Origin of the sequence: Streptomyces sp. NPDC001728 (genome assembly GCF_040297565.1) — a bacterium.
GTDB lineage: Bacteria > Actinomycetota > Actinomycetes > Streptomycetales > Streptomycetaceae > Streptomyces.
This window is the reverse complement of sequence record NZ_JBEOZK010000001.1, coordinates 228,595-248,357: the sequence shown is the minus strand read 5'-3', so window position 1 is coordinate 248,357 and position 19,763 is coordinate 228,595. Positions and strand designations below refer to the sequence as shown.

The 19,763-nt window shown below is 71.7% G+C and carries 16 protein-coding genes and 1 pseudogene; 6 read left to right on the top strand and 11 right to left on the bottom strand.

Translation table 11 applies throughout. The annotated features are described in order from the left end of the window. Positions 1 to 52: 52 nt before the first annotated feature. The 4 genes and pseudogenes from ABT154_RS01160 to ABT154_RS01145 form a co-directional block, all read right to left on the bottom strand. Positions 53 to 562 (bottom strand): hypothetical protein, encoded by a 510-nt coding sequence (locus ABT154_RS01160; RefSeq protein ID WP_351851274.1) that lies wholly within the window; start codon positions 560 to 562, stop codon positions 53 to 55. Between the two features lie 61 nt (positions 563 to 623). Further along, positions 624 to 1,519 (bottom strand): annotated as a pseudogene (locus ABT154_RS01155) (RpnC/YadD family protein). A 38-nt stretch (positions 1,520 to 1,557) separates the two neighbouring features. Then, on the bottom strand, positions 1,558 to 2,601 hold the full coding sequence (locus ABT154_RS01150) for a helix-turn-helix domain-containing protein (protein WP_351851272.1): 1,044 nt from the start codon (positions 2,599 to 2,601) through the stop codon (positions 1,558 to 1,560). 291 nt (positions 2,602 to 2,892) lie between these two features. Beyond that, entirely contained in the window at positions 2,893 to 3,324 is a 432-nt protein-coding gene (locus ABT154_RS01145) for an ATP-binding protein (RefSeq protein ID WP_351851269.1), read from the bottom strand. A gap of 152 nt (positions 3,325 to 3,476) precedes the next feature. On the opposite strand from ABT154_RS01145, the gene ABT154_RS01140 reads away from it, so the two are divergent. Continuing rightward, positions 3,477 to 4,352 (top strand): helix-turn-helix domain-containing protein, encoded by an 876-nt coding sequence (locus tag ABT154_RS01140; RefSeq protein ID WP_351851266.1) that lies wholly within the window; start codon positions 3,477 to 3,479, stop codon positions 4,350 to 4,352. Continuing rightward, a complete protein-coding gene (locus ABT154_RS01135; RefSeq protein ID WP_351851264.1) occupies positions 4,349 to 4,609 on the top strand; it encodes a DUF397 domain-containing protein in 261 nt (86 codons plus the stop codon). Before ABT154_RS01140 ends, ABT154_RS01135 begins: the two co-directional genes overlap by 4 nt. Positions 4,610 to 4,673: 64 nt before the next feature. Here the strand turns inward: ABT154_RS01135 and ABT154_RS01130 are convergent, their stop codons facing one another. Next, positions 4,674 to 5,522, bottom strand: a complete 849-nt coding sequence (locus tag ABT154_RS01130; RefSeq protein WP_351851261.1) for a helix-turn-helix domain-containing protein — start codon at positions 5,520 to 5,522, stop codon at positions 4,674 to 4,676. A 33-nt stretch (positions 5,523 to 5,555) separates the two neighbouring features. Then, the gene (locus ABT154_RS01125) at positions 5,556 to 6,365 is read right to left on the bottom strand and encodes an alpha/beta fold hydrolase (RefSeq protein ID WP_351851259.1); all 810 of its coding nucleotides are present in this window, start codon (positions 6,363 to 6,365) and stop codon (positions 5,556 to 5,558) included. A gap of 117 nt (positions 6,366 to 6,482) precedes the next feature. On the opposite strand from ABT154_RS01125, the gene ABT154_RS01120 reads away from it, so the two are divergent. Continuing rightward, the gene (locus ABT154_RS01120) at positions 6,483 to 7,130 is read left to right on the top strand and encodes a Uma2 family endonuclease (RefSeq protein WP_351851257.1); all 648 of its coding nucleotides are present in this window, start codon (positions 6,483 to 6,485) and stop codon (positions 7,128 to 7,130) included. 133 nt (positions 7,131 to 7,263) lie between these two features. On the opposite strand, the gene metG is transcribed toward ABT154_RS01120, so the two are convergent. After that, the gene (metG, locus tag ABT154_RS01115) at positions 7,264 to 8,868 is read right to left on the bottom strand and encodes a methionine--tRNA ligase (protein WP_351851254.1); all 1,605 of its coding nucleotides are present in this window, start codon (positions 8,866 to 8,868) and stop codon (positions 7,264 to 7,266) included. A gap of 88 nt (positions 8,869 to 8,956) precedes the next feature. Between metG and ABT154_RS01110 the strand changes: the two genes are divergently transcribed. Together ABT154_RS01110 and ABT154_RS01105 are read left to right on the top strand one after the other, a co-directional pair. Next, entirely contained in the window at positions 8,957 to 9,613 is a 657-nt protein-coding gene (locus ABT154_RS01110; protein WP_351851251.1) for a response regulator transcription factor, read from the top strand. After that, a complete protein-coding gene (locus ABT154_RS01105) occupies positions 9,610 to 10,713 on the top strand; it encodes a sensor histidine kinase (RefSeq protein WP_351851248.1) in 1,104 nt (367 codons plus the stop codon). Before ABT154_RS01110 ends, ABT154_RS01105 begins: the two co-directional genes overlap by 4 nt. Here the strand turns inward: ABT154_RS01105 and ABT154_RS01100 are convergent. After that, entirely contained in the window at positions 10,710 to 11,948 is a 1,239-nt protein-coding gene (locus ABT154_RS01100) for a VWA domain-containing protein (protein ID WP_351851245.1), read from the bottom strand. The two genes, ABT154_RS01105 and ABT154_RS01100, sit on opposite strands and share 4 nt — an antisense overlap. Positions 11,949 to 12,894: 946 nt before the next feature. Here ABT154_RS01100 and ABT154_RS01095 point away from each other — a divergent pair. Beyond that, positions 12,895 to 14,961 (top strand): PhoX family protein, encoded by a 2,067-nt coding sequence (locus ABT154_RS01095; protein ID WP_351851243.1) that lies wholly within the window; start codon positions 12,895 to 12,897, stop codon positions 14,959 to 14,961. Between the two features lie 65 nt (positions 14,962 to 15,026). Here the strand turns inward: ABT154_RS01095 and ABT154_RS01090 are convergent, their stop codons facing one another. From ABT154_RS01090 to ABT154_RS01080, 3 genes are all read right to left on the bottom strand, one after another. Beyond that, complete coding sequence (locus tag ABT154_RS01090; RefSeq protein WP_351851240.1) at positions 15,027 to 16,016, bottom strand: hypothetical protein; 990 nt, start codon at positions 16,014 to 16,016, stop codon at positions 15,027 to 15,029. 91 nt (positions 16,017 to 16,107) lie between these two features. Beyond that, a complete protein-coding gene (locus ABT154_RS01085) occupies positions 16,108 to 17,583 on the bottom strand; it encodes an APC family permease (RefSeq protein ID WP_351851238.1) in 1,476 nt (491 codons plus the stop codon). Positions 17,584 to 17,779: 196 nt separating this feature from the next. Beyond that, complete coding sequence (locus ABT154_RS01080; protein ID WP_351851235.1) at positions 17,780 to 19,741, bottom strand: FUSC family protein; 1,962 nt, start codon at positions 19,739 to 19,741, stop codon at positions 17,780 to 17,782. Between the last annotated feature and the right edge of the window lie 22 nt (positions 19,742 to 19,763).

The following is a 19,763-nucleotide window of genomic DNA, read 5'->3' as shown; positions in this document are numbered from 1 at the left end:
CTGACGAAGGTTCCGGGCCCTTTCGCTTTCTGCCGTCCGGGTGCCCTTCTCATCAGCCCGCCCGGAACGGCGCCCACAGATCGAGACTCCACACGTCGCCGTTGCCGACGCGGTATCCGCGCTCCTCGTCCTCAGCGTCCACGACGAGCACGGAGACGTTCGAGGAGGCGGCCCGGTACTGGAGGAATCCACCCTGGTCGGTGATCTTCAGTTCGGGGACGCCTTGCGTCCGGGAGAGCTTGTCGCGCAACTCCTCCCAGGAGGTGTACCGGGGAAACTCGACGCCCATGCTCCCTGCCCAGGCCCGAGCCAGGCCGTCGTCGGATGCGAGGCGGTGCAGCTGGATCGTCGCGGTGGCCATGACCCACTCCGGCTCCGGCTCCGGGTTGAAGGCGAACTCGACGAGTCCGTAGTCCCGCCGCAGCCACGCCCTTTCCTCGCCGAGGACATCGACGAAGGGATGACGGAATGCCCGGTCGACCCCGTCGAGCGTCGAGCCGATGCGGAGGCCATGCAGCTCTCCGGTGGTGATGAACGAGGCGAGGAATTCGGCGCCGGTCACGGCCAGTTCTCCAGCTTGTCGATCAATACGGTCCGGGCCCCTTCGGCATGTGTGGCGGGGACTACTCGTCCGTGAAGATGTCCTCGGCGGAGGCCGCCGTGACGGCACGAGTGAGCCAGCGGTGCAGCAGCTCGGGGTCGTCGCAGCCGGTGACGCGGGCGCGGACGGCGTCCGGCACGTCGAGGCCGCGCTGCTCCAGGACGACCAGTATGGCGTCGGCGCTGGCCTGGGCGCGTCCTTCGGCCTTGCCCTTGGAGCGGCCTTCCTCCCGGAGCTCTTCGGAGAGGTACGACTTGTAGAAGGAGAGGTCCACGGCCACCAGAGTCCTCCAGATGTCTTGGGCCGGACGCTTGCCCAGCCCCTGTGCGGTGAATTCGATGATCGGGTCGGCGACGTTCTCGGGAACGTCCTGCAGCGCGGTGGACAGTGCTTTCAGGATGGCGCCGATGTCCGGATCGCTTGCGTGTGTGATGGCCGCCAGGGCGGCCGACCCCAGGTCCTCGGCGGCCTTGGCCGGGTCGGTGATGACGGGCATGTTGTGCGGGCCCACGACGATCGGCCGGATGCTGAGGGTGGGCATGTAGGCGGTCCGCTGGCCACGGGCCGTGCGGCCCATTCCGCCGTGGCGCGGTCCTGGCAGGCGACAAGCGGGGCGGTCGGCAGTCCGTACTTCGTCCACAGGTACGAGACGTAGTACGCCCAGCTCGCCGGCTTGGCCGGGTCCTTCTTGCCCTGCGCCTCGATGGCGAGGAGGAGGGAGCCGTCCTTGGCGCTGTCGAGCCGCAGGAGGGTGTCGACGCGGCGCTCGACGGGCCTCGTCTCGGTGAGGTCGTTGGGTAGGACGACCGCCTCGACGACGGCCGGGAGCGGGAGCTCCAGCACGTCTTTCAGGCGGCTGAAGAGGTGGAGGTCGTGTCGGAAGATGTGGTGCATCGCTTCATGTGGTGGGTTGACCATGGGGTTCCTAGGGGTGCTGGGCCGGGTCCGGGGGTTGGTCAGCTGCGGCAGCTGCCGCAGGCTCCGGGTTCGGGGGCGCGGTGGGCGCGGTCGCAGGTGTCGCAGTTCTGGAGGGGGTGGGTCGGCGTCGGCTTCTCCGGGCGGAACGGCGGCAGGGGCGGGAGCCGGGCGTCCAGGCGGTGGGCCAGGAGGGCGGCCGGGCGACGCAGGGGGTCCCGGGGGAGGTCTGCGGTCAGGGCGCGGTGTACGGCCTCGGGGGTGAGGTCCCGCTCCAGCCAGGCGGCGACGCCCGGGACGAGGTGTTCGGCGTCCGTGGCGGAGATCAGGAGCCGGGGGTCCGTACGGCGGAGGCCGGAAAGGACCCCGAGGGCGGTCTGGAGCAGGTCGGGGTAGGGATACGAGGGCTGCGGTACGGCGGGCAGGGCGCGTCGCGGCGGCTTGTTCTCCTGACGGGCGGGCCGCTGGGGCTGTGCGGGCCGCTGGGGTTGTGCGGGCTGATTGGGCTGCGCCGGGGATGTCGGCTGCGTCGGTCGCGCCGGGGGCGTCGGCTGCGTCCGGGACTTCGGCTGCGCCGGGGGCATCGGGTCGTCGGTGAGGTGGGGCTCGTCGTTCGCGGCGGTGGTCCAGTCGTCCATGGGGCAGGGCTCGTCGTCCGTTGTGGCGGGCTCGTCCTCCATGGCGCCGGTCCGGCCCGGCTGGTTGCAGGACACCGTGCGGGTGACGATGTGCCCGTCCTCGGTGCGTTCACGAGTACGGCGCAGATAGCCGTGGACCTCCAGCTCGCGCAGGCCGGCGGCGATCCGCGTCGTCCCCTCGGGGAAGCGGGCGGCGATGCTTCGGATGCCGATGGCGGCGCCGCTGGGGAGCGACTGGATGTGCACGGCCAGGCCGATGGCCAGCAGCGACAGCTCGGCGTGCTGCGCGAGGTGGTTGCCGATCACCGTGAAGCGGGTGGTGTGGCGGGCGTTGTCGTGGGTGACGCCGCCGCAGCGCGTGGCCGTTCCGGCTCGCCGAGAAGGGCGAAGTTTCCCGTCGTTACGGGACGGGGCGTACGGGTGCGCGTTAGTGTGCTGGGTATCCATCGGGAAGTGCTGATTCCTTGGTGGTCAGGCCCTCGCCTTTTGGGATTGCCGTCCCGGCGAGGGCCGACGTATGTCTGTGGGCATATGCCAGTCAGGCGGAGCGTAAGACAGGCAACCCACCCAAAAGCCAGCTGTGTTGGTGTTTTTCACCCGAGTGAGTGAGTGCCTGCCCGAGCGGGGGGAGGGGTGGGGCTTGGTGGGTTTCTTTCTCTTTCGTTGTTGTCTTGGGAGACCGTCCACCTCACCGAAGTCCACGTTCCTGGAATCCGGTGCCTGAGTCGTTTTCGCAGGTCAGGGGCGCGGAAGATCGAGTTCCGCCCATACGGTCTTCCCCGGTACGGGTCCCAGTTCGACGCCCCAGCGGTCGGCCAGCACCTCGACCAGGAGCAGCCCGCGCCCGGACTCGCCCTCGGAGGAGGCCGGTTGGGCTCGCGGCAGTCGCTCGCCCCGGGTGTCGGTGACCTCGATCCGCAGAACCCCCTCCCGGTCGAGGAGCGCGAGCCGGAAGCTCCGGCCGGCCACCCGGCCGTGCGTCGCCGCGTTCGTGGCGAGTTCGGCGACGAGTTGCGTGGCCGCCTCCGTCACGCCGTACGGCACCTCGTGATCCCGCATCCACTCGACGGCGAGGAGCCGGGCGAGCCGCGCGCCGCGCGGGGTGGGCGACAGCAGTACCCGGAAGTCGTGGCCCGGTACTGGTACTTGGGTGGTGCTCTTCAGATTCACGTCACCGAGCGTGGCCGTCCTCGCTTACCGTGAATAGTGACGATGCCGATGCGTAGGGTGACTGTCCGGGGCTTGTCCACTGCTGTCCGGGCTGTCCAGAGTGCTTCCGGGGGAGGTGTCGCGCCACTGAGGGGCGAGGGAAGGGTGCGGGTATGTCGGTGGACGGCGGGGCGCAGCGGCTCAAGACCGAAGCGGACGAGCCGGGGTGGGAGGCCGACCCGGATGATGACTGGGGTGTGGCCGTCGTCGCCACCGTGGGGCGGCAGTTGCGGCTGAGGAGAGAAGCGGTGGGGATGCGGGCCGCCGAGCTCGGGACGGCCACAGGCTACGGCGAGGACATGGTCTACAAGATCGAGGGCGGGAAGCGGATTCCCCGTCCCGAGTTCCTGGACAAGGCGGACGAGGTGCTTGGGGCGGGTGGGCTGATCTCGGCGATGAAGGAGGACGTGGCGAAGGTCCGGTACCCGAAGAAGGTGCGGGCCTTGGCGAAGATGGAGGAGCGGGCGGTTGAGATCGGGGTGTACGAGTGCAACAGCATCCACGGGCTGTTGCAGACCCCGGAGCACGCCCGAGCCGCCATCGAGGCGGCACAACCTCCGTACTCGCAGAGTGATGTGGAGCGGATGGTGGCCGGTCGTGTGTCGCGGCAGTCCATCTTTGAGCGGGACCCCGCACCCGCGCTCGGTTTCGTGCTGGAAGAGGCTGCGCTGAGGCGCCCCCTCGGGGGCACAATGGTGTGGCGGAGCCAGCTCGAACGCCTTCTGGTGGTGGGCCGCATGCGTCACGTCACGCTTCAGGTGATGCCGACGCACAGCGAGGTCCATTCCGGTCTGGACGGCAGGATCGAGCTGCTGAAGTTCGCGGACGGTACGGCGGTGGGACGCTCCGAGGGCGCGTTCAACGGTCGGCCTGTCTCCGACCCGAAACAGCTCCGCATCCTTGAGCTGCAATATGGCACCATCCGAGCGCAGGCACTCCCTCCACGGGAGTCGTTCGCCCTCATCGAGCAATTGCTGGGAGAGACATGATCCGCAACATCTCCGCCGGGGACGCCTCCGAACTGGCATGGTTCAAGAGCAGCTACAGCAGCGGCAACAACGGCGAGTCCTGCATCGAGGTCGCCTGGCGCAAGAGCAGCGACGGCAACGAGGGCGACTCCTGCATCGAGATCGCCACCGCCCCGGGCACCGTCCACGTCCGCGACTCCAAGTGCGTCGGCGGCCCCCAGCTCGCGCTCACGCCCACCGCCTGGGCGGGCTTCGTCTCGTACGCCGTCCGCAACTGAGAGCGGGAGGCGGTCGGTCGGGGGCAGGCTGTTCAGCGAAGGGCGGGGACGGGTCCGCCACCCGTCACAGGAACCGCGGCGGCGACGAGGCCGGCCACGCGATGTCGTCGATCGCCAGCCACGGTGCGGCGGCCACCGCCGTGGGAGTGAGCCCGGTGAACGACCTGACCTCGCGGTGAAGGTGGGACTGGTCGGCGTAGCCGCTCTCGGCGGCGACGCCTGCGACGGCGTGACCCGCCGCGAGAAGGCGCGCGGCATGGTCGAACCGCACCAGTTGTGCGGCGCGTTTGGGTGTGATGCCGAGTTGGGAACGGAAGCGGGCCGACAGGTGCTTCCGGCTCCAGCCGACCTCGTCCGCAAGGCTTTCGACCCGTGCCAGCCCCTGGCTGGTGCGCATCTGCCGCCAGGCGAAGGCGACCTCCGGGGCGACCGGCCGGCGGGTGCCCAGCCGTCGGGCGAGGAGGTCCGCCGCGATCGTGAACCGTTCGTCCCATGACGCGGCGGCGCGCAGCCTGTCCTCGGTTCGTGCGGCGTCGCGGCTCCAGATGTCCGCGAGGGACACCACGTCCCCGGTGAGCTCGGTCGTCATCCCGAGCACCTCGGCCGCCGCGGCCGGATCCAGCCGGATCTGGAGGCACTCGCTCGCTCGGCCTCCTGCCCGGAGACCGCCGGGCAGGAGGCCGACGACGGCGCTGCCGAGGACTTCCCGGCCATGGGTGCGGTGGACCAGGCCTTCCCCTCCGCTCAGGTCGATGAGCAGGGTGACGGAGGGATGCGCGACCATCGCGATGTCCACGGATTCCGGAGCGCGGTGACTGAACCCGGCCATGCTGATCCCCGGGAGTCGACCTGACGGGCGGGGGACGGCGATGTCCACGAGCGACCAGTCGAGTGGTGCCCCTGTCGGCAGCATGTGCCCAGCCTAGGCCTCGTCGAGGGTGGTACGTCAGCGGTCTGCCGCCGCGAAGTCGAGGAGCAGTCTGCCGGTCGCCTCGGGAGCTTCGAGCATGGGCAGGTGCCCGACGCCGGGCAGTTGCTCGACCCGCGCGTTCGGCACGACGTCGTACTGGTGCACCGACGACGGCTCCCATCGGGGGTCGGCGGCGCCGAAGACGGCCAGTACGGGCAGGTCGAGGGAGGTGAGACGCTCGGGCACGCTCCGCTCGGCGAGGTACTCCGTGCTCCGGCGCAGCGCCGTCCTGAACGCGCGGTACGTGGTGCCCCGCATCTCGGCGACCATGTCGTCCGGGATGTCCACCGGACGCGCGGCCGTCGCCCTGAGCCCTTTGCGGATCATCGCGTCCGAACGCCTCGGCCACAGGAGAGGGCCAAGCGGCGGGCCCAGCAGGACGCGAAGGACGAGCGGCTGCGGGAGCAGCGCGCCGAGGCTCGGGCCGGTGCTGATCAGCGCGATCGACCGCACCAGGTCGGGGCGCTGTTCGGCGAGCGCGGTGGCGACGTAGCCGCCACTGGAGTGTCCGGCCACGGTGAGGGGGCCGAGGCCGAGGCGGTCGAGGTGTGCCGCTACCCGGACCGCCTGCTCGGGCACGTCGGAGGAGGCCGCGGGCGGTGACTGGCCGCAGCCGGGGAGATCGACCCGGAGGACGTGATGGCGGCCGGCGAGTGCCGGGACGACCGGGCTCCAGGAGGCACCGGAGGCCCCCGATCCGTGGATGAGCAGCAGCGGTGACGCCTGCCGGGGGCCGTCGTGGACCACATGCATTCCCTGTGCGTGCTCTACGTCGTACGCATTCATGCGAGTGATGATGTGGGGGGTGCCGACCTTCGGTCTTGTACGAATGTCGTCACCCGCGCGGGCGAAGCACGAGAATTCCCCGATCCCAGGACGCTGGCATATGCCAGCGTGTCTGGCATGGCGACAGCGACGAACCCGGCCACGCGGGCCGGGAAACCCGTACCGTGGAAGGCACCACCGATCCGGGAGGAGTCTGCCGTGAGCGTTCTGACCCAGGAGGGGTTCGAAGAGCTCGCTCGTGCCGGCGAACGCGTGGACGAATCTCTGCGCCTTGAGTTCATCGACGGGACGATCTGGGAGAAGGCAGTGCCGGACGGCGACCACGGGCGGATCATCGAGTGGCTGACTCGACTGTGCATTCAGGCTGACACGGACTGGTGGCTCTACCCCGATCAGGGCCTGAGGATCGAGAAGTACCGCAAGGGCAACGCCCGTCCCGACGGCTGTCTCGCACCGAGCGGCACGTTCGTCGGCCAAGGTGAGTGGGCGAGTGCCGACGGTGTCCTGATGGTCGTCGAAGTCACCTCCGGCGACTCCGACACCGGCCACCGCGACCGCGTCGAGAAGCCGCGGGCCTACGCCGAGACCGGTATCCCCGTGTACCTGCTGATCGACAGGACCATGGGTGAGGTCAAGGTCCATTCGCAGCCGGACGGGGACCGGTACGAGATGGTGGCGACCGTTTCCTTCGGCAAGACGGTGTCGCTGCCGGAGCCGGTGGGGATGGAGCTGGACACGGAGCCGCTGAAGAACTGGGTTCACTGAGGTCCTGGAGAACGGGGGGCACGGGAGTTCATCCGCGCGGGCCGTCACACCTGGTGACGACCGTACGGAGAAGGCCGCCGCCCCGGAGTCGTACCGGGGGCGGCGGCCTTCTTCGTACGCGAGAGGCCGTACGTCAGTCCTTCTTCTCCTCCAGGCGGGGGAACAGCACCGCGCCCTTCGTCACCGTCGCGCCCGCCGGGAGCCGGCCCCACGTCGCCGAGGTCTGGACCGGCTGGGCCGCCAGGGCGCCCAGGGACGGTTCGGCGCCCAGGGACTCCCAGAGAGCCTGCGAGGTCTCCGGCATGATCGGGTTCAGCAGCACCGCGACCGCGCGGAGGGACTCGGCGGCCGTGTAGAGGATCGTCGCCAGGCGGGCCCGGCCCTCCTCCGACTCGTCCTTGGCCACCTTCCACGGCTCCTGCTCCGTGATGTAGCCGTTGACCTGCTTCACGAAGTCGAAGATCGCCAGGATGCCGGCCTGGAAGTCCAGCTCCTCGCCGATCTTCGCGTCGGCCGTCAGGGCCGCCTTGGCCAGGCCGTCCTGGATCGCCTTCTCCGCGTCGCCGTCGGCCGCCGAGGCCGGCAGCTCGCCGCCGAAGTACTTGCCGACCATGGCCGCCACGCGCGAGGCGAGGTTGCCGTAGTCGTTGGCCAGCTCGGAGGTGTAGCGGGCGGAGAAGTCCTCCCACGAGAACGAGCCGTCCTGGCCGAAGGCGATCGCCCGCAGGAAGTACCAGCGGTACGCGTCCACGCCGAAGTGCGAGGTCAGGTCCTGCGGCTTGATGCCGGTCAGGTTCGACTTCGACATCTTCTCGCCGCCGACCATCAGCCAGCCGTTGGCCGCGACCCGGCCGGGGACCGGCAGGCCCTGCGCCATCAGCATCGCCGGCCAGATCACCGCGTGGAAGCGCAGGATGTCCTTGCCGATGAGGTGGACGTTCGCCGGGAAGGTCTCGTCGAACTTCGCCGGGTTCTCGTTGTAGCCGACGGCCGTCGCGTAGTTGAGCAGCGCGTCGATCCACACGTAGATGACGTGCTTCTCGTCCCACGGCACCGGGACGCCCCAGTCGAAGGTCGAGCGGGAGATCGAAAGGTCCTCAAGACCCTGCTTGACGAAGTTCACGACCTCGTTGCGGGCCGACTCCGGCTGGATGAAGCCCGGGTTCGCCTCGTAGAACTCCAGGAGCTTCGGGCCGTACTCGCTCAGCTTGAAGAAGTAGTTCTCCTCCTTGAGGATCTCCACCGGCTTCTTGTGGACGGCGCACAGCTTCGTGCCGTCCTCGGCCTCGATGAGGTCGCCGGGGAGCTTGTACTCCTCACAGCCCACGCAGTACGGGCCTTCGTACCCGCCCTTGTAGATCTCGTCCTTGTCGTACAGGTCCTGCACGAACTCCTGGACGCGATCCGTGTGGCGCTTCTGCGTCGTACGGATGAAGTCGTCGTTCGCGATGTTCAGGTGCTCCCAGAGGGGCTTCCACGCCTCTTCCACGAGCTTGTCGCACCAGGCCTGGGGCGTGACGTCGTTCGCCTCGGCCGTACGCATGATCTTCTGACCGTGCTCGTCCGTGCCGGTGAGGAACCACACCTTCTCGCCGCGCTGACGGTGCCAGCGCGTGAGCACGTCGCCTGCGACGGTCGTATAGGCGTGGCCCAGGTGAGGAGCGTCGTTGACGTAGTAAATGGGGGTCGTGACGTAGAACGCCTTCGCCCCCTGCTTCTCGGATCCAGTGGCCGCCATGGTCGAAATCCTAACCGTCGTACGAAGATCCACTCACATCGATAAACCCCGGGGCCGGCGGCGGGGACCAGGTGGGGAGGATGGACCCATGCGCGTACTGGTAGCCGAGGACGAGCGGGACCTCGCCGCGCTCGTCGCCACCGGCCTGCGGCGGGCCGGATTCGCCGTCGACACCGTCCACAGCGGCGACGCCGCCCTGGACCACCTGGCCCTCCATCCGTACGACGTGCTCGTCCTCGACCGCGACCTGCCGCGCGTCCACGGCGACGACGTCGCCCGCCGGCTCGTCGCCGCCGGATCCCGTACGCGGATCCTCATGCTGACCGCCGCCACCTCCGTCGAGGACCGGGTCGACGGCCTCGACCTCGGCGCCGACGACTACCTCGGCAAGCCCTTCGAGTTCCCCGAGCTGGTCTCCCGCGTCCGGGCCCTGCGCCGGCGCTCCGCCCGCCCGCCGCTGCCCCCGCTCCTGGAGCGGTACGGGCTCCGCGTCGACACCGTCCGGCGGACCGCCACCCGCGACGGGCAGGACCTCGACCTCTCCCCGAAGGAGTTCTCCGTCCTCCAGATCCTCCTGGAGGCCGAAGGCGCGGCCGTCTCCGCCGAAACCCTCCTCGACCGCGCCTGGGACGCCCACACCGACCCCTTCACCGGCGCCGTCCGCGTCTGCATGAGCAAACTCCGCGCGAAGATCGGCGAGCCGGGGCTGATCCGGACCGTGCAGGGCGTGGGGTACCAGCTGTGACGCCGGACCAGGGATATCTGGGCTCCGGGTCCACCATCCGCACGCGGATCGCACTCGTCTACGGGGGTGCCTTCCTGGTGCTCGGCACGGTGCTGCTGCTCGTGGTGAACCTGCTCGTCCTCGCCGGTACGGACGACGAGACCGACGCGATCGTGGCCCGCGCGAACGGGGCGGCGAACGGCGCCGCCGTCGTGGAGGCGTACCGGCTGGGCGACGACATCAGCCGCGCCGCCGGCGAACAGATGCTCATCTGGTCCGGGCTCGCACTGCTCGTCATGGCCTGCTGCGCCGTCGTCGTCGGCTGGTGGACCGCCGGGCGCGTGCTGAGGCCCGTCCACGAGATGACCGCCCGCGCGCGCCGCCTCTCCGAGCGCACCCTGCACGACCGGATCGCCGTACGCGGGCCCGACGACGAGCTCAAGGAACTCGGCGACACCATCGACGCGCTCCTCGGCCGTCTGGAGACCGCCTTCGACAGCCAGCGCCGCTTCATCGCCAACGCCTCCCACGAGCTGCGCACCCCGCTCGCCACCCAGCGCGTCGCGATCCAGGTGGGCCTCGACGAGGACTGCGACGTACGGCAGGTGCTCCTCGACGCCAACCGGCGCAGCGAACGCCTCATCGACGGGCTGCTGCTCCTCGCCCGCAGCGAACGGGGGCTCGCGGAGCGGGACGACGTACGGCTGGGAGAGGTCGTCACGGAGGAGTACGCGCGCGCGTGCGTGATCGACGGCGGCGGGGTCGTCCGGGGGAGCCGGGTGCTGCTCGGGCAGCTCGTACGGAACCTCGTCGCGAACGCGGTCGCGTACAACGTGCCCGGCGGGACCGTGGACGTACGGGTCGACGGCGGGGTGCTGACCGTGGTCAACACCGGGCCGGTCGTCCCCGCCGACCAGGTCGAAGCGCTCTTCGAGCCCTTCCGGCGGGGCGAGGGCCGGGACCGCACGGGGCCCGGCGCGGGGCTCGGACTCTCCATCGTGCGGTCGATCGCCGTCGCGCACGGGGGTGGGGTACGGGCCGTGGCGCGCGGCGCGGCGGAGGGCGGCGGGCTGGCGGTGGCGGTGACCCTGCCGGTCACCGCCACCGCCTCCCGTTCCTAGAGCTCCAGGCCGGCGAGCAGGCCCCGGTAGAACGCGGCGTGCTCCGTCTCCACGGGGGTCGCACCCGCGAAGTACGTGCCGGTACGAGGGGTGCCGTCGAGCTTCCGGACGAAGTCGAAGGCCTTGTTGTCCTCCTCGCCCCAGGCCACGAACCGCCAGTGCAGCGGGCGCTCCGCCGCCTCGGCCAGGGCCTGCGTGGCGGCCGTCTTCGACTCCGGCGCGCCGTCCGTCTGGAACACGACCAGCGCGGGGCGGGCCGGGTCCGCCTTCCCGTGGTGGGCGAGGACCTCCTCCACGGCGCGGTGGTAGTTGGTACGGCCCAGCCTGCCGAGGGTGGCGTTGACCTCCTCGATGCGGGTGGGCGTGAGGGTGGCCGGGGTCAGCTCGACCGTGCCGTCGATGTCCGTGGAGAAGAACACGGTCGTGACGGTGGCGTCCTCGTCGAGGTGCGCCGCGAGCGCGGTGACCTGCTCGGCGAGCCGCTGCACGGAGCCGTCCTTGAAGTACCCGCGCATCGACCCGGAACGGTCGACCACCAGGTACACGGCGGCCCGACTCCCACCCAGCCCCTGCGCCCGGAGCTGCGCACCAGCGGCGTCGTGGGCGTCGGAGAGGTGGGCGGCCGGGGCCTCGGCGGCCAGCGGCTCGGGCTGTGCCTCGGCCTCCGGCTCGGAGTCGGCCGGGGCCTCGGCGGCCAGCGGCTCGGCTTCCGGCTCGGTGTCGGCCGGGGCCTCGGGCTGCGTCTCGGCGTCGGCCTCGGCGGCCAGCGGCTCGGGCTCGGCCGGGGCCTCGGCGGCCTCCTGAGCCTCGGGCTGCGTCTCGGCCTCCGGCTCGGTGGCGGCGGCCTCGGCCTCCGGCTCGGCCTCGGGCTCCGCCGCGACGGCGGCGGGGGCGATGTCCTGCTCCTCCGGAGCGGCTTCGACGTCGGTCGCGTCGTCCGCGACGGCGTCCGCCTGCGGCGTCACCGTCGTGTCGGCGGCCTCGGCGGCCTCGGCGGCGGGCTCCGCCGCCGCCTCCTCCTCCTCCTGCTCCTCCGGAGCGGGTTCGGACGCGGGCGCGTCCGTGACGGCAGCCGTCGCGGCTTCCGCCGCCTCGGCGGCCTCGGGCTCGGTGGCCGGCTCCTCCGCCACAGCGCCAGTGGCGTCCGGCGTCTCCGCCGTGGCGGCCTCGGCCTCCGGCGTCACCACCGACGCCTCGGCCTCCGGCTCCGCCGCATCCGTAACCGGCGCCTCCACCGGCTCCGTAACCGACGGCTCCGAAGGCGCGTCGGCCTCAGCGGCAACCTCCGCGTCGGCGGCAGGCGTCTCCGCGTCAGCGGCAACGACCTCCGCCTCAACGGCAACCGCCTCCGCAGGCGTCTCCTCCGCCTCAGCGGCAACAGCCTCCGTCTCGGCCGCAGGCGTCTCCGCGTCAGCGGCAACCTCAGCCTCGGCCGCGGGCGTCTCCGCGTCAGCGTCAACAGCCTCCGTCTCGGCCGCAGGCGCTTCCGCCTCAGCGGCAACCTCAGCCTCGGCCGCGGGCGTCTCCGCGTCAGCGTCAACAGCCTCCGTCTCAGCGGCAACCTCAGCCACAACGGCAGGCGTCTCCGCGTCAGCGTCAACAGCCTCCGTCTCGGCCGCAGGCGCCTCCGCCTCGACGGCAACAGCCTCCGTCTCGGCCGCAGGCGCCTCCGCCTCAGCCGCAACAACCTCAGCCCCAGCCGCAGGCGCCTCCGCAGGCGCAACCGCTCCCGCCCGCGCCCGAGGGATCTGCGGGTTGTCGAACGACGCCGCCACCAGGTCGTCCGCCGCCCGGCGGGCCGCCGATTCCGCGGCCTCCGGGGGTTCCGGGGACGTGGTCTCACGCGTCTGGGACGGGACGGAGGTCGCCGGGGAGTCCTCGCGGTCTCGGCCGAACACCTTGCGCAGCATGCTCCGAATACCCATGAGCGAACCCTTTCGCATGAGTGGGGTGCGTGTGAATGTCCGTGCTGGGCGTTTCGGGACTTTCATCCCTGGCCAGGGCGGACACGTAAGGTTAGCGGCCACCCCCTCCCTCCTCGGTGACCCGGTCGCCCACGGATGCCGTGCATTCATTCGGCGTTCACTCCGTCGCCGTCCCTGTGCAGAGGTGCGCACATAGCGTCGCGGCCGAAGCCATCCCGACACCATGTCGGCGCAGTGTGCGCCGGAGGAGGACGAAGTGCGCAAACTGTTGCCGCTGCTGAGCACCAACCCCCACGGAGGCGGCCGTTCCGCTCTCACCTGCCGCTACCGCTGTGGTGACGCCTGCTTCCACGAGGTGCCCAACACCAGCGACAACGAGTACGTCGGCGACGTCATAGCCGGTGTCCTCTCGCGCCGTTCCGCCCTCCGCGCCGCCGCCGTCGTGACGGTCGCCTCCGCCGCCGGCGGGGCCCTCACCCTCGGCAACGCCCCCGCCGCCGAGGCCCACTCCCCGAAGCCCGGCCACGGCAACGGCAAGACCGACGGCGCCCGCGGCCTCCGCTTCGCCCCCGTCGCGCCCAACAACGCCGACCAGGTCACCGTGCCCGCCGGCTACTCCCAGAACGTCGTCATCCGCTGGGGCGAGCCCATCCTGCGCGGCGCCCCCGCCTTCGACTCCGAGAAGCAGTCGGCGAAGGCCCAGGCCGGCCAGTTCGGTTACAACAACGACTTCCTCTCTCTGCTGCCGCTGCGCGGGGAGCACGGCCGTCAGGTGCTCGTGGCCAACCACGAGTACACCGACGAGGTCCTGATGTTCCGCGGCTACGACCCCGCGAACCCGACCCGCGAGCAGGTCGAGACCGCCTGGGCCGCGCACGGCCTCTCGGTCGTCGTCGTCCAGGAGGAGCGCCGCACCGGCAAGCTGACGCCGGTCACCCGCCACCACCTCAACCGCCGTCTGCACACGACGAGCGAGTTCGAGGTCACCGGGCCCGCGGCGGGCAGCGCCCTGCTGAAGACCTCCGCCGACCCGACCGGCCGCAAGGTCCTCGGCACGCTCAACAACTGCGCCGGCGGCACCACTCCGTGGGGCACCACCCTCCACGGCGAGGAGAACTTCAACCAGTACTTCGCCAACGGCTCCAGCGCCACCGACAAGCGCTACGGCATCGGCACCGGCGCCACCGAGCGCAAGTGGGAGCGCTTCGACAAGCGCTTCGACCTGAAGCAGGAGCCGAACGAGGCGCACCGCTTCGGCTGGGTCGTCGAGCTCGACCCGTACGACCCCGACTCCACCCCCCGCAAGCGCACCGCGCTCGGCCGCTTCAAGCACGAGGCCGCGCAGCCCCGGCTCACCGAGGACGGCCGTCCGGTCGTCTACATGGGCGACGACGAGCGCTTCGACTACTTCTACAAGTTCGTGTCGGGCAAGCGGATGAGGAAGGGCGGCTCGCGGTCCGCCCACGAGCACAACCTCACGCTGCTCGACGAGGGCACGCTGTACGTCGCCAAGCTCACCGGCGACTCCCCGGCCGCCGAGATCGACGGCACCGGCAAGCTCCCGAACGACGGCGAGTTCGACGGCTCAGGCGTGTGGCTCCCGCTCGCCACGGCCGGCCCCGACGGCGCCGTCTCGCACGTCCCCGGCATGACCGCCGAGGAGGTGTACGTCTTCACCCGCCTCGCCGGTGACAAGGTCGGGGCCACGAAGATGGACCGCCCCGAGGACGTCGAGCCGAGCCCCCGTTCGGGCCGCGTCTACGTCGCGCTCACCAACAACTCCGACCGCGGCAAGGCCGGCAAGGCCCCCGCGGACGAGGCCAACCCGCGCAACCTCAACAAGCACGGGCAGATCCTCGAACTGGCCGAGCACTGGGACGACCCGTCCTCGGACGGTTTCGCCTGGCGGCTCTTCCTCGTCGCGGGCGACCCGAACGACCCGGCCACCTACTTCGCCGGCTTCCCCAAGGAGAAGGTCTCCCCGATCTCCTGCCCGGACAACGTCGCCTTCGACCCGCACGGCAACCTGTGGATCTCCACGGACGGCAACCAGCTCGGCTCGCACGACGGCCTGTTCGGTGTCGCCACCCGCGGCGAGCGGCGCGGTGAGCTCAAGCAGTTCCTGACCGTCCCGACCGGCGCCGAGACCTGCGGCCCGATCGTCCAGGACCGCCGCGTCCTGGTCGCCGTGCAGCACCCGGGCGAGATCGACGGCGCCTCCGTCGAGAAGCCCGCCTCGGTCTGGCCCGACGGACCCGGCCGCATCGTCCGCCCGTCGGTCGTCGCGGTCTGGCGTACGGACGGCGAGGACATCGGCGTCTGATCCGGCAGCGCCCGGGGGTGGAGAGCCTCACTCCACCCCCGGGCCGCACCGGCGGCCCCCGGGCCTCACTCCACCCCCAGGCCCTCCCTGAACCGTACGAACTGCTCCTCCGGGTCCCCCGTGTACGCCCACGGCACCCACGCGGCCCGCGTTCCCAGCATCCCCATCAGCTCCCGCGCGATCTCCAGCTGGCCCGCGTAACACGCCGCGTGCGCGAGGAAGTTGATGTCTCCGACCTCCTCCGGTGTCACCGGGGCCCCCGGCTCCCGGCCGCCGATCCAGCGCGCGTGGGTGCGCCGCAGTTCGGTCACCGCCAGCTCGTGCTTCCAGTGCTGGTCGAAGCCGCGCACCGGGCCGCGTCCGAGCGCGCCGTCCGCGATGTACCGGTACTCCTCCACCCGCGCCACCTGCACGAGCACCGGCAGCGAGGAGCCGGGCGGCGCCACGCCCGCCGCGTCGCGGGCGAAGTCGTACATGCTGCCGTGCGTCCCGTGCCACCGTGCCGACCAGTAGCGCAGCACCTGGATGTGACCCTCGGTGTTGTACGGGTCCCTGCGCCGCAACTCGTCGAACCACTGCCGCAGTTCACGGCGCGCCACCCCGCCCTCGTAGAGGCGCGCGACCGAGAGCAGCGACACCCACGGCATCGGGTCGGCGGGCGCCGCCTCCGCCGCGCCCCGGCAGGCGTCGACGGCGGCGTCGATCCGGCCGCGGTCGATCGCCGCGCCCCGGCCGGCCGCGATGGCCGCGTCGAAGACCCGTACCACCTCGGTCGCCGCCCGCAGCACGGCCGCGTCGGGGTTGCGGGGTTCGGCGGCCCGCCACGTCTCCACGGTGGAACTGCCCGCGGCGGCGTGCGAGAGCAGCCGCAGCCGGTGGGTGCGGCGCGCCCAGCGGTCCCCGGTGGCGGCGAGCAGGTCCCGTACGCCCTGCCAGCGGCCGATGACGATGTCGTGGCGGGCGTCGGTCAGCGCGCGGTCCCCGAAGTCCGGGTCGAAGTCGGTCGCGAAGCGCCCCGGACGCGCCGGGCGCGTGGAGCGGCGGCGTACGGCCATCGGGGGCCTCCTTCGGGGTCGGCTGCCGTCAGAAGTCGAGTCGCGCTGTCCGTGCTGTCCGCGCTGTCCGGGGGTCGGGGGCGGGTGGTCGTCAGAAGTCCGTCGCGTAGTTCTTGTCCCGTGTCGCCGAACGCGCGCGCGTGGCCGGGCCCGAGCCCTCCGCCGCCGCCATCGCGGCGACCGCGTCCAGCCGGGCCGGGCGGTAGTAGTCGCTGCCCTTCCGCCAGTACACGATCAGCGGGACGACGCCGAGGAGCAGGCCGCCGAGGCCGATGGTGAGGGCGGTCGTGGAGAGTTCGCCGAGCGATTGGACGAAGGCCCACAGCATGAACGCGGAGCCGAGCAGTGGCCAGACGCCGCCGAGCAGCAGGTTCCGAACGGAGCGGAAGAGGAGCGACTTGTACGCGACGACGGCGGCGATGCCGGCGAGGCCGTAGTAGAAGGCGATCTGGAGTCCGATCGCGGAGACGGCGTCCCTGAGGATCTGCTGCACGGACCCGGCGGCAGCCGCGGCGCCGAACATGACGAGGGCGGCGCCGCCGACGGTGACGACGGCGACCCAGGGAGTGTTCCAGCGGCGGTGCACCAGGCCGAGCGCGGCGGGCAGGGTCCGGTCGCGGCCCATCGCGAAGAGCGAGCGGGTGACCTGGAGGAGGGTGGTCTCCAGGGTGGCGACGGTGGACAGGACGACGGCGACGACCAGGAGTTTCCCGCCGACGCCGGGCCAGATCTCCTGGCCGAGTACGGCGAGGACGTTGGGTCCGGCGGTACGGATCTCCTCGGCGGTGAGCAGCACGTTCACGGCGACGGTGAAGGCCTCGAAGAGGAGGAAGACGAAGCCGACGCCGATGAGCGCGGCGAGCCCGGCGGTGCGCCGGCTGTCGCGGGTCTCCTCGCTGAGGTTGCTGGTGACGTCCCAGCCCCAGTAGTAGAAGGCGGCGATGAGGGCCCCGGCGGCGAAGCCGTGGCTGCCGTCGAAGCCGTCGATCCCGAACCAGGACCAGTCGAAGGCGGTGGCCCGGCCCCGGTGGGCCACGGCGGCGAGGACGAAGCCGACGAGGATCAGCATCTCGGCGCCGGACATGATCAGTTGGGCCCGGACGGTGAGCCGGGCGCCGCCCAGGACGACCAGCAGCATCATCAGGAACCAGCCGGCGCCGACGGCCGCCGCGAGCGGGGTGTGCTCCGCCAGCTCCGGGTCGATCAGGGAGAGCGTGAGCGATCCGGCGGGCAGCGATCCTGCCACCATGAAGACGGTGGCGGCGAAGACGAGCGCCCAGCCGGAGAGGAAGCCGAGGAAGGGGTGGAGGGTGCGGCCCACCCAGGAGTAGCCGGCCCCGGCGTTGACGTCGATCCGCCCGAGGCGGGCGTAGGCGATACCGATGCCGAGCATCGGTATCGCGCAGTAGAGCAGTGCGGCGGGCCCCGCGAGGCCGACGGCGCCGAAGAGGACGGCGGTGGTCGCGGCGAGCGAGTAGGCGGGCGCGCTGCCGGCGACGGCCATGACGATCGTGTCGAAGGTACCGAGCACATTGGGCTGGAGCCCTCTGTTCGTCGTGGTGCGCATGGCGGGGTCCTCGGGGCGCGGGGGTGAGGCAGGGCGAAGTGGCCCGTCCGCCGGGCCGGTTGCCGGGCGGCGGTCGGCACGGATCAGGGTGAATCGAGCGCATCGTAGTCGCCCGGGTGGGCCGCGGTAACGGCGGTGGGGAGGGTTCCGTTCAGTGACCGCCGGTAAGTCCTCCCGTACGCCCCCCGGGGAAGGTTTACCGCAGGTCGGGACCGGCGATGGCGCGTGCGGCGCGGACCTCCTGACGGAGCGGTGCGAGGACTCCGTTCTCGTCGCCGGGCAGCTCGGTGCGGACCTCCACGAGGGTGTCGGCGCCGCGGAGTCCGTCGCCGAGTTCGCGCAGCTCCCGCTCGACGGCGCCGACCTCCGCCGGGTCGGGGGCGGGTGCGCCGTGGTCGACGCGGATGCGGGCGGCGGTGGTGGCGTCCACGATCCGTTCGACGGCGACGACCAGTGGCCACCAGGCGGCGGCGCGGGGGCCGGTGGGCGGTGGTTCGGTCAGGGCGCGCTGGAACTCGCTGCGGACGGTGGACAGGTCCCGGTAGAGCTTCCGTCGGGCCCGGAGCCGTCCGCTCTGGTCGGCGGGGTCTCCGGCGAAGGCCCTGGCCACATAGGCGGCGGTGTCGGCGACGGCGTCCGCGAGCCGGTCCCCGACGCGGGTGTGCCAGGACTCGGGCCAGAGCAGATAGCCGGCGATCAGGGCGATGCCGCAGCCGATGAGGGAGTCGTACAGGCGGGGCATGACCAGGTCGAAGCCCTGCTGGTTGAGGGTGTCGGAGAGCAGCAGGATGACCGGGGTGATGGCCGCGGTCTGGAAGGCGTACCCCTTCGCGGAGAAGGCCGGGATGAGGGCGGCGAGCACGCACATCACGGGCACGTCCCACCAGCCGCGGGGGACTTCGGCGAGGACCAGGGCGGCGAGGAGGAGCCCCGCGGCGGTGCCGAGGGCGCGGAGCACGGCGCGGGAGAACACCGAGCCGAAGTCGGGCTTCATGACGAAGGTGACGGTCAGCGCGACCCAGTACGAACGGGGTACGGCGATCAGCGAGACCAGTGCCTGGGCGAGGCCGACGCAGAGGGCGAGGCGGAGTCCGTACCGCCAGGAGGCCTCGGAGAGCAGGACGGCGCGGGAGGTGCGGCGGGCGCGGACCCGGAGCGCGGCGGGGCGGCCGAGGCGGTCGTCCACGTTGTAGGGGTCGGGCTCGGGTTTGTGGACGACGGCGGCGGCGTACCGCAGGGCGTGGTCGACGGCCTTCTCGGCGGGACGTTCGGGGGTCGGCAGCTCCAGTACGGGGTCCCCGGTGCGGCCTTCCTCGACGGCGTCGGCGAGCTCCCGGACGGCCGCCGCGACCGAGGGCGGCAGCGGGCCGTAGAGCTGGGCGCGCAGTTGGGCGGCGGGGGCGGCCTCGACGAGCGGGATGACGACGTTGAGCTGGGCGAGCAGCCGGACCAGGGAGGGCGCGCGGCCGTGCTGGCGGGCGCGGCGGGCGAGGACGAGGTCGTAGGACTGGTTGAGGGAGGCGGTGACGGCGTGCCGCTTCTCGTCGTACGCGGCGGTCCCGGTGGCCTCGTACAGCTCGGCGACGGCCCGGTAGGTGGCGGCGACGGCGGCGCGTTCGGGGGCGGCGCGGCGCAGCGGCCAGCCGAGCAGGGTGAGGAGGAGGACGAAGAGCCCGCCGAGGGTGAGGAGCAGGGGCGCCTTCCACCAGGGGTCGGGCATGGGGAGTCCGGCGCCGACGACGGCGTTGAGGAGCAGGAGCAGCCCGGAGACGGAGGCGACGGCGCCGATCGAGGAGATCATCCCGGAGACCAGCGCGACGAGGGTGAGGACGCCGACGGTGAGCCAGCCCTGACCGAAGACGAGGGTGCCGAGGGTGACGCCGACGGCCCCGAAGAGCTGCGGCACGGCGATGTTGAGGATCCGCATCCGGTAGGCGTCGGCGGTGTCGCCGATGACCCCGGAGAGGGCGCCCATGGAGACGAGGGCGCCGTAGGCGGGCTGTCCGGCGGCGAGGCCGACGGCGAGCGGTGTGGACAGGGCGACGGACGCGCGGAGGACGGCGGCCCGGGGGATCGGCGCGGGGGCGGGCCGGAGCCCGGCGGTGAGCCAGGCGGGCGGATTGAGCCGAACGGTACCGGGGCCTGCGGGTCGTGCCATGTCCCTAACGTACTGGCCGGTG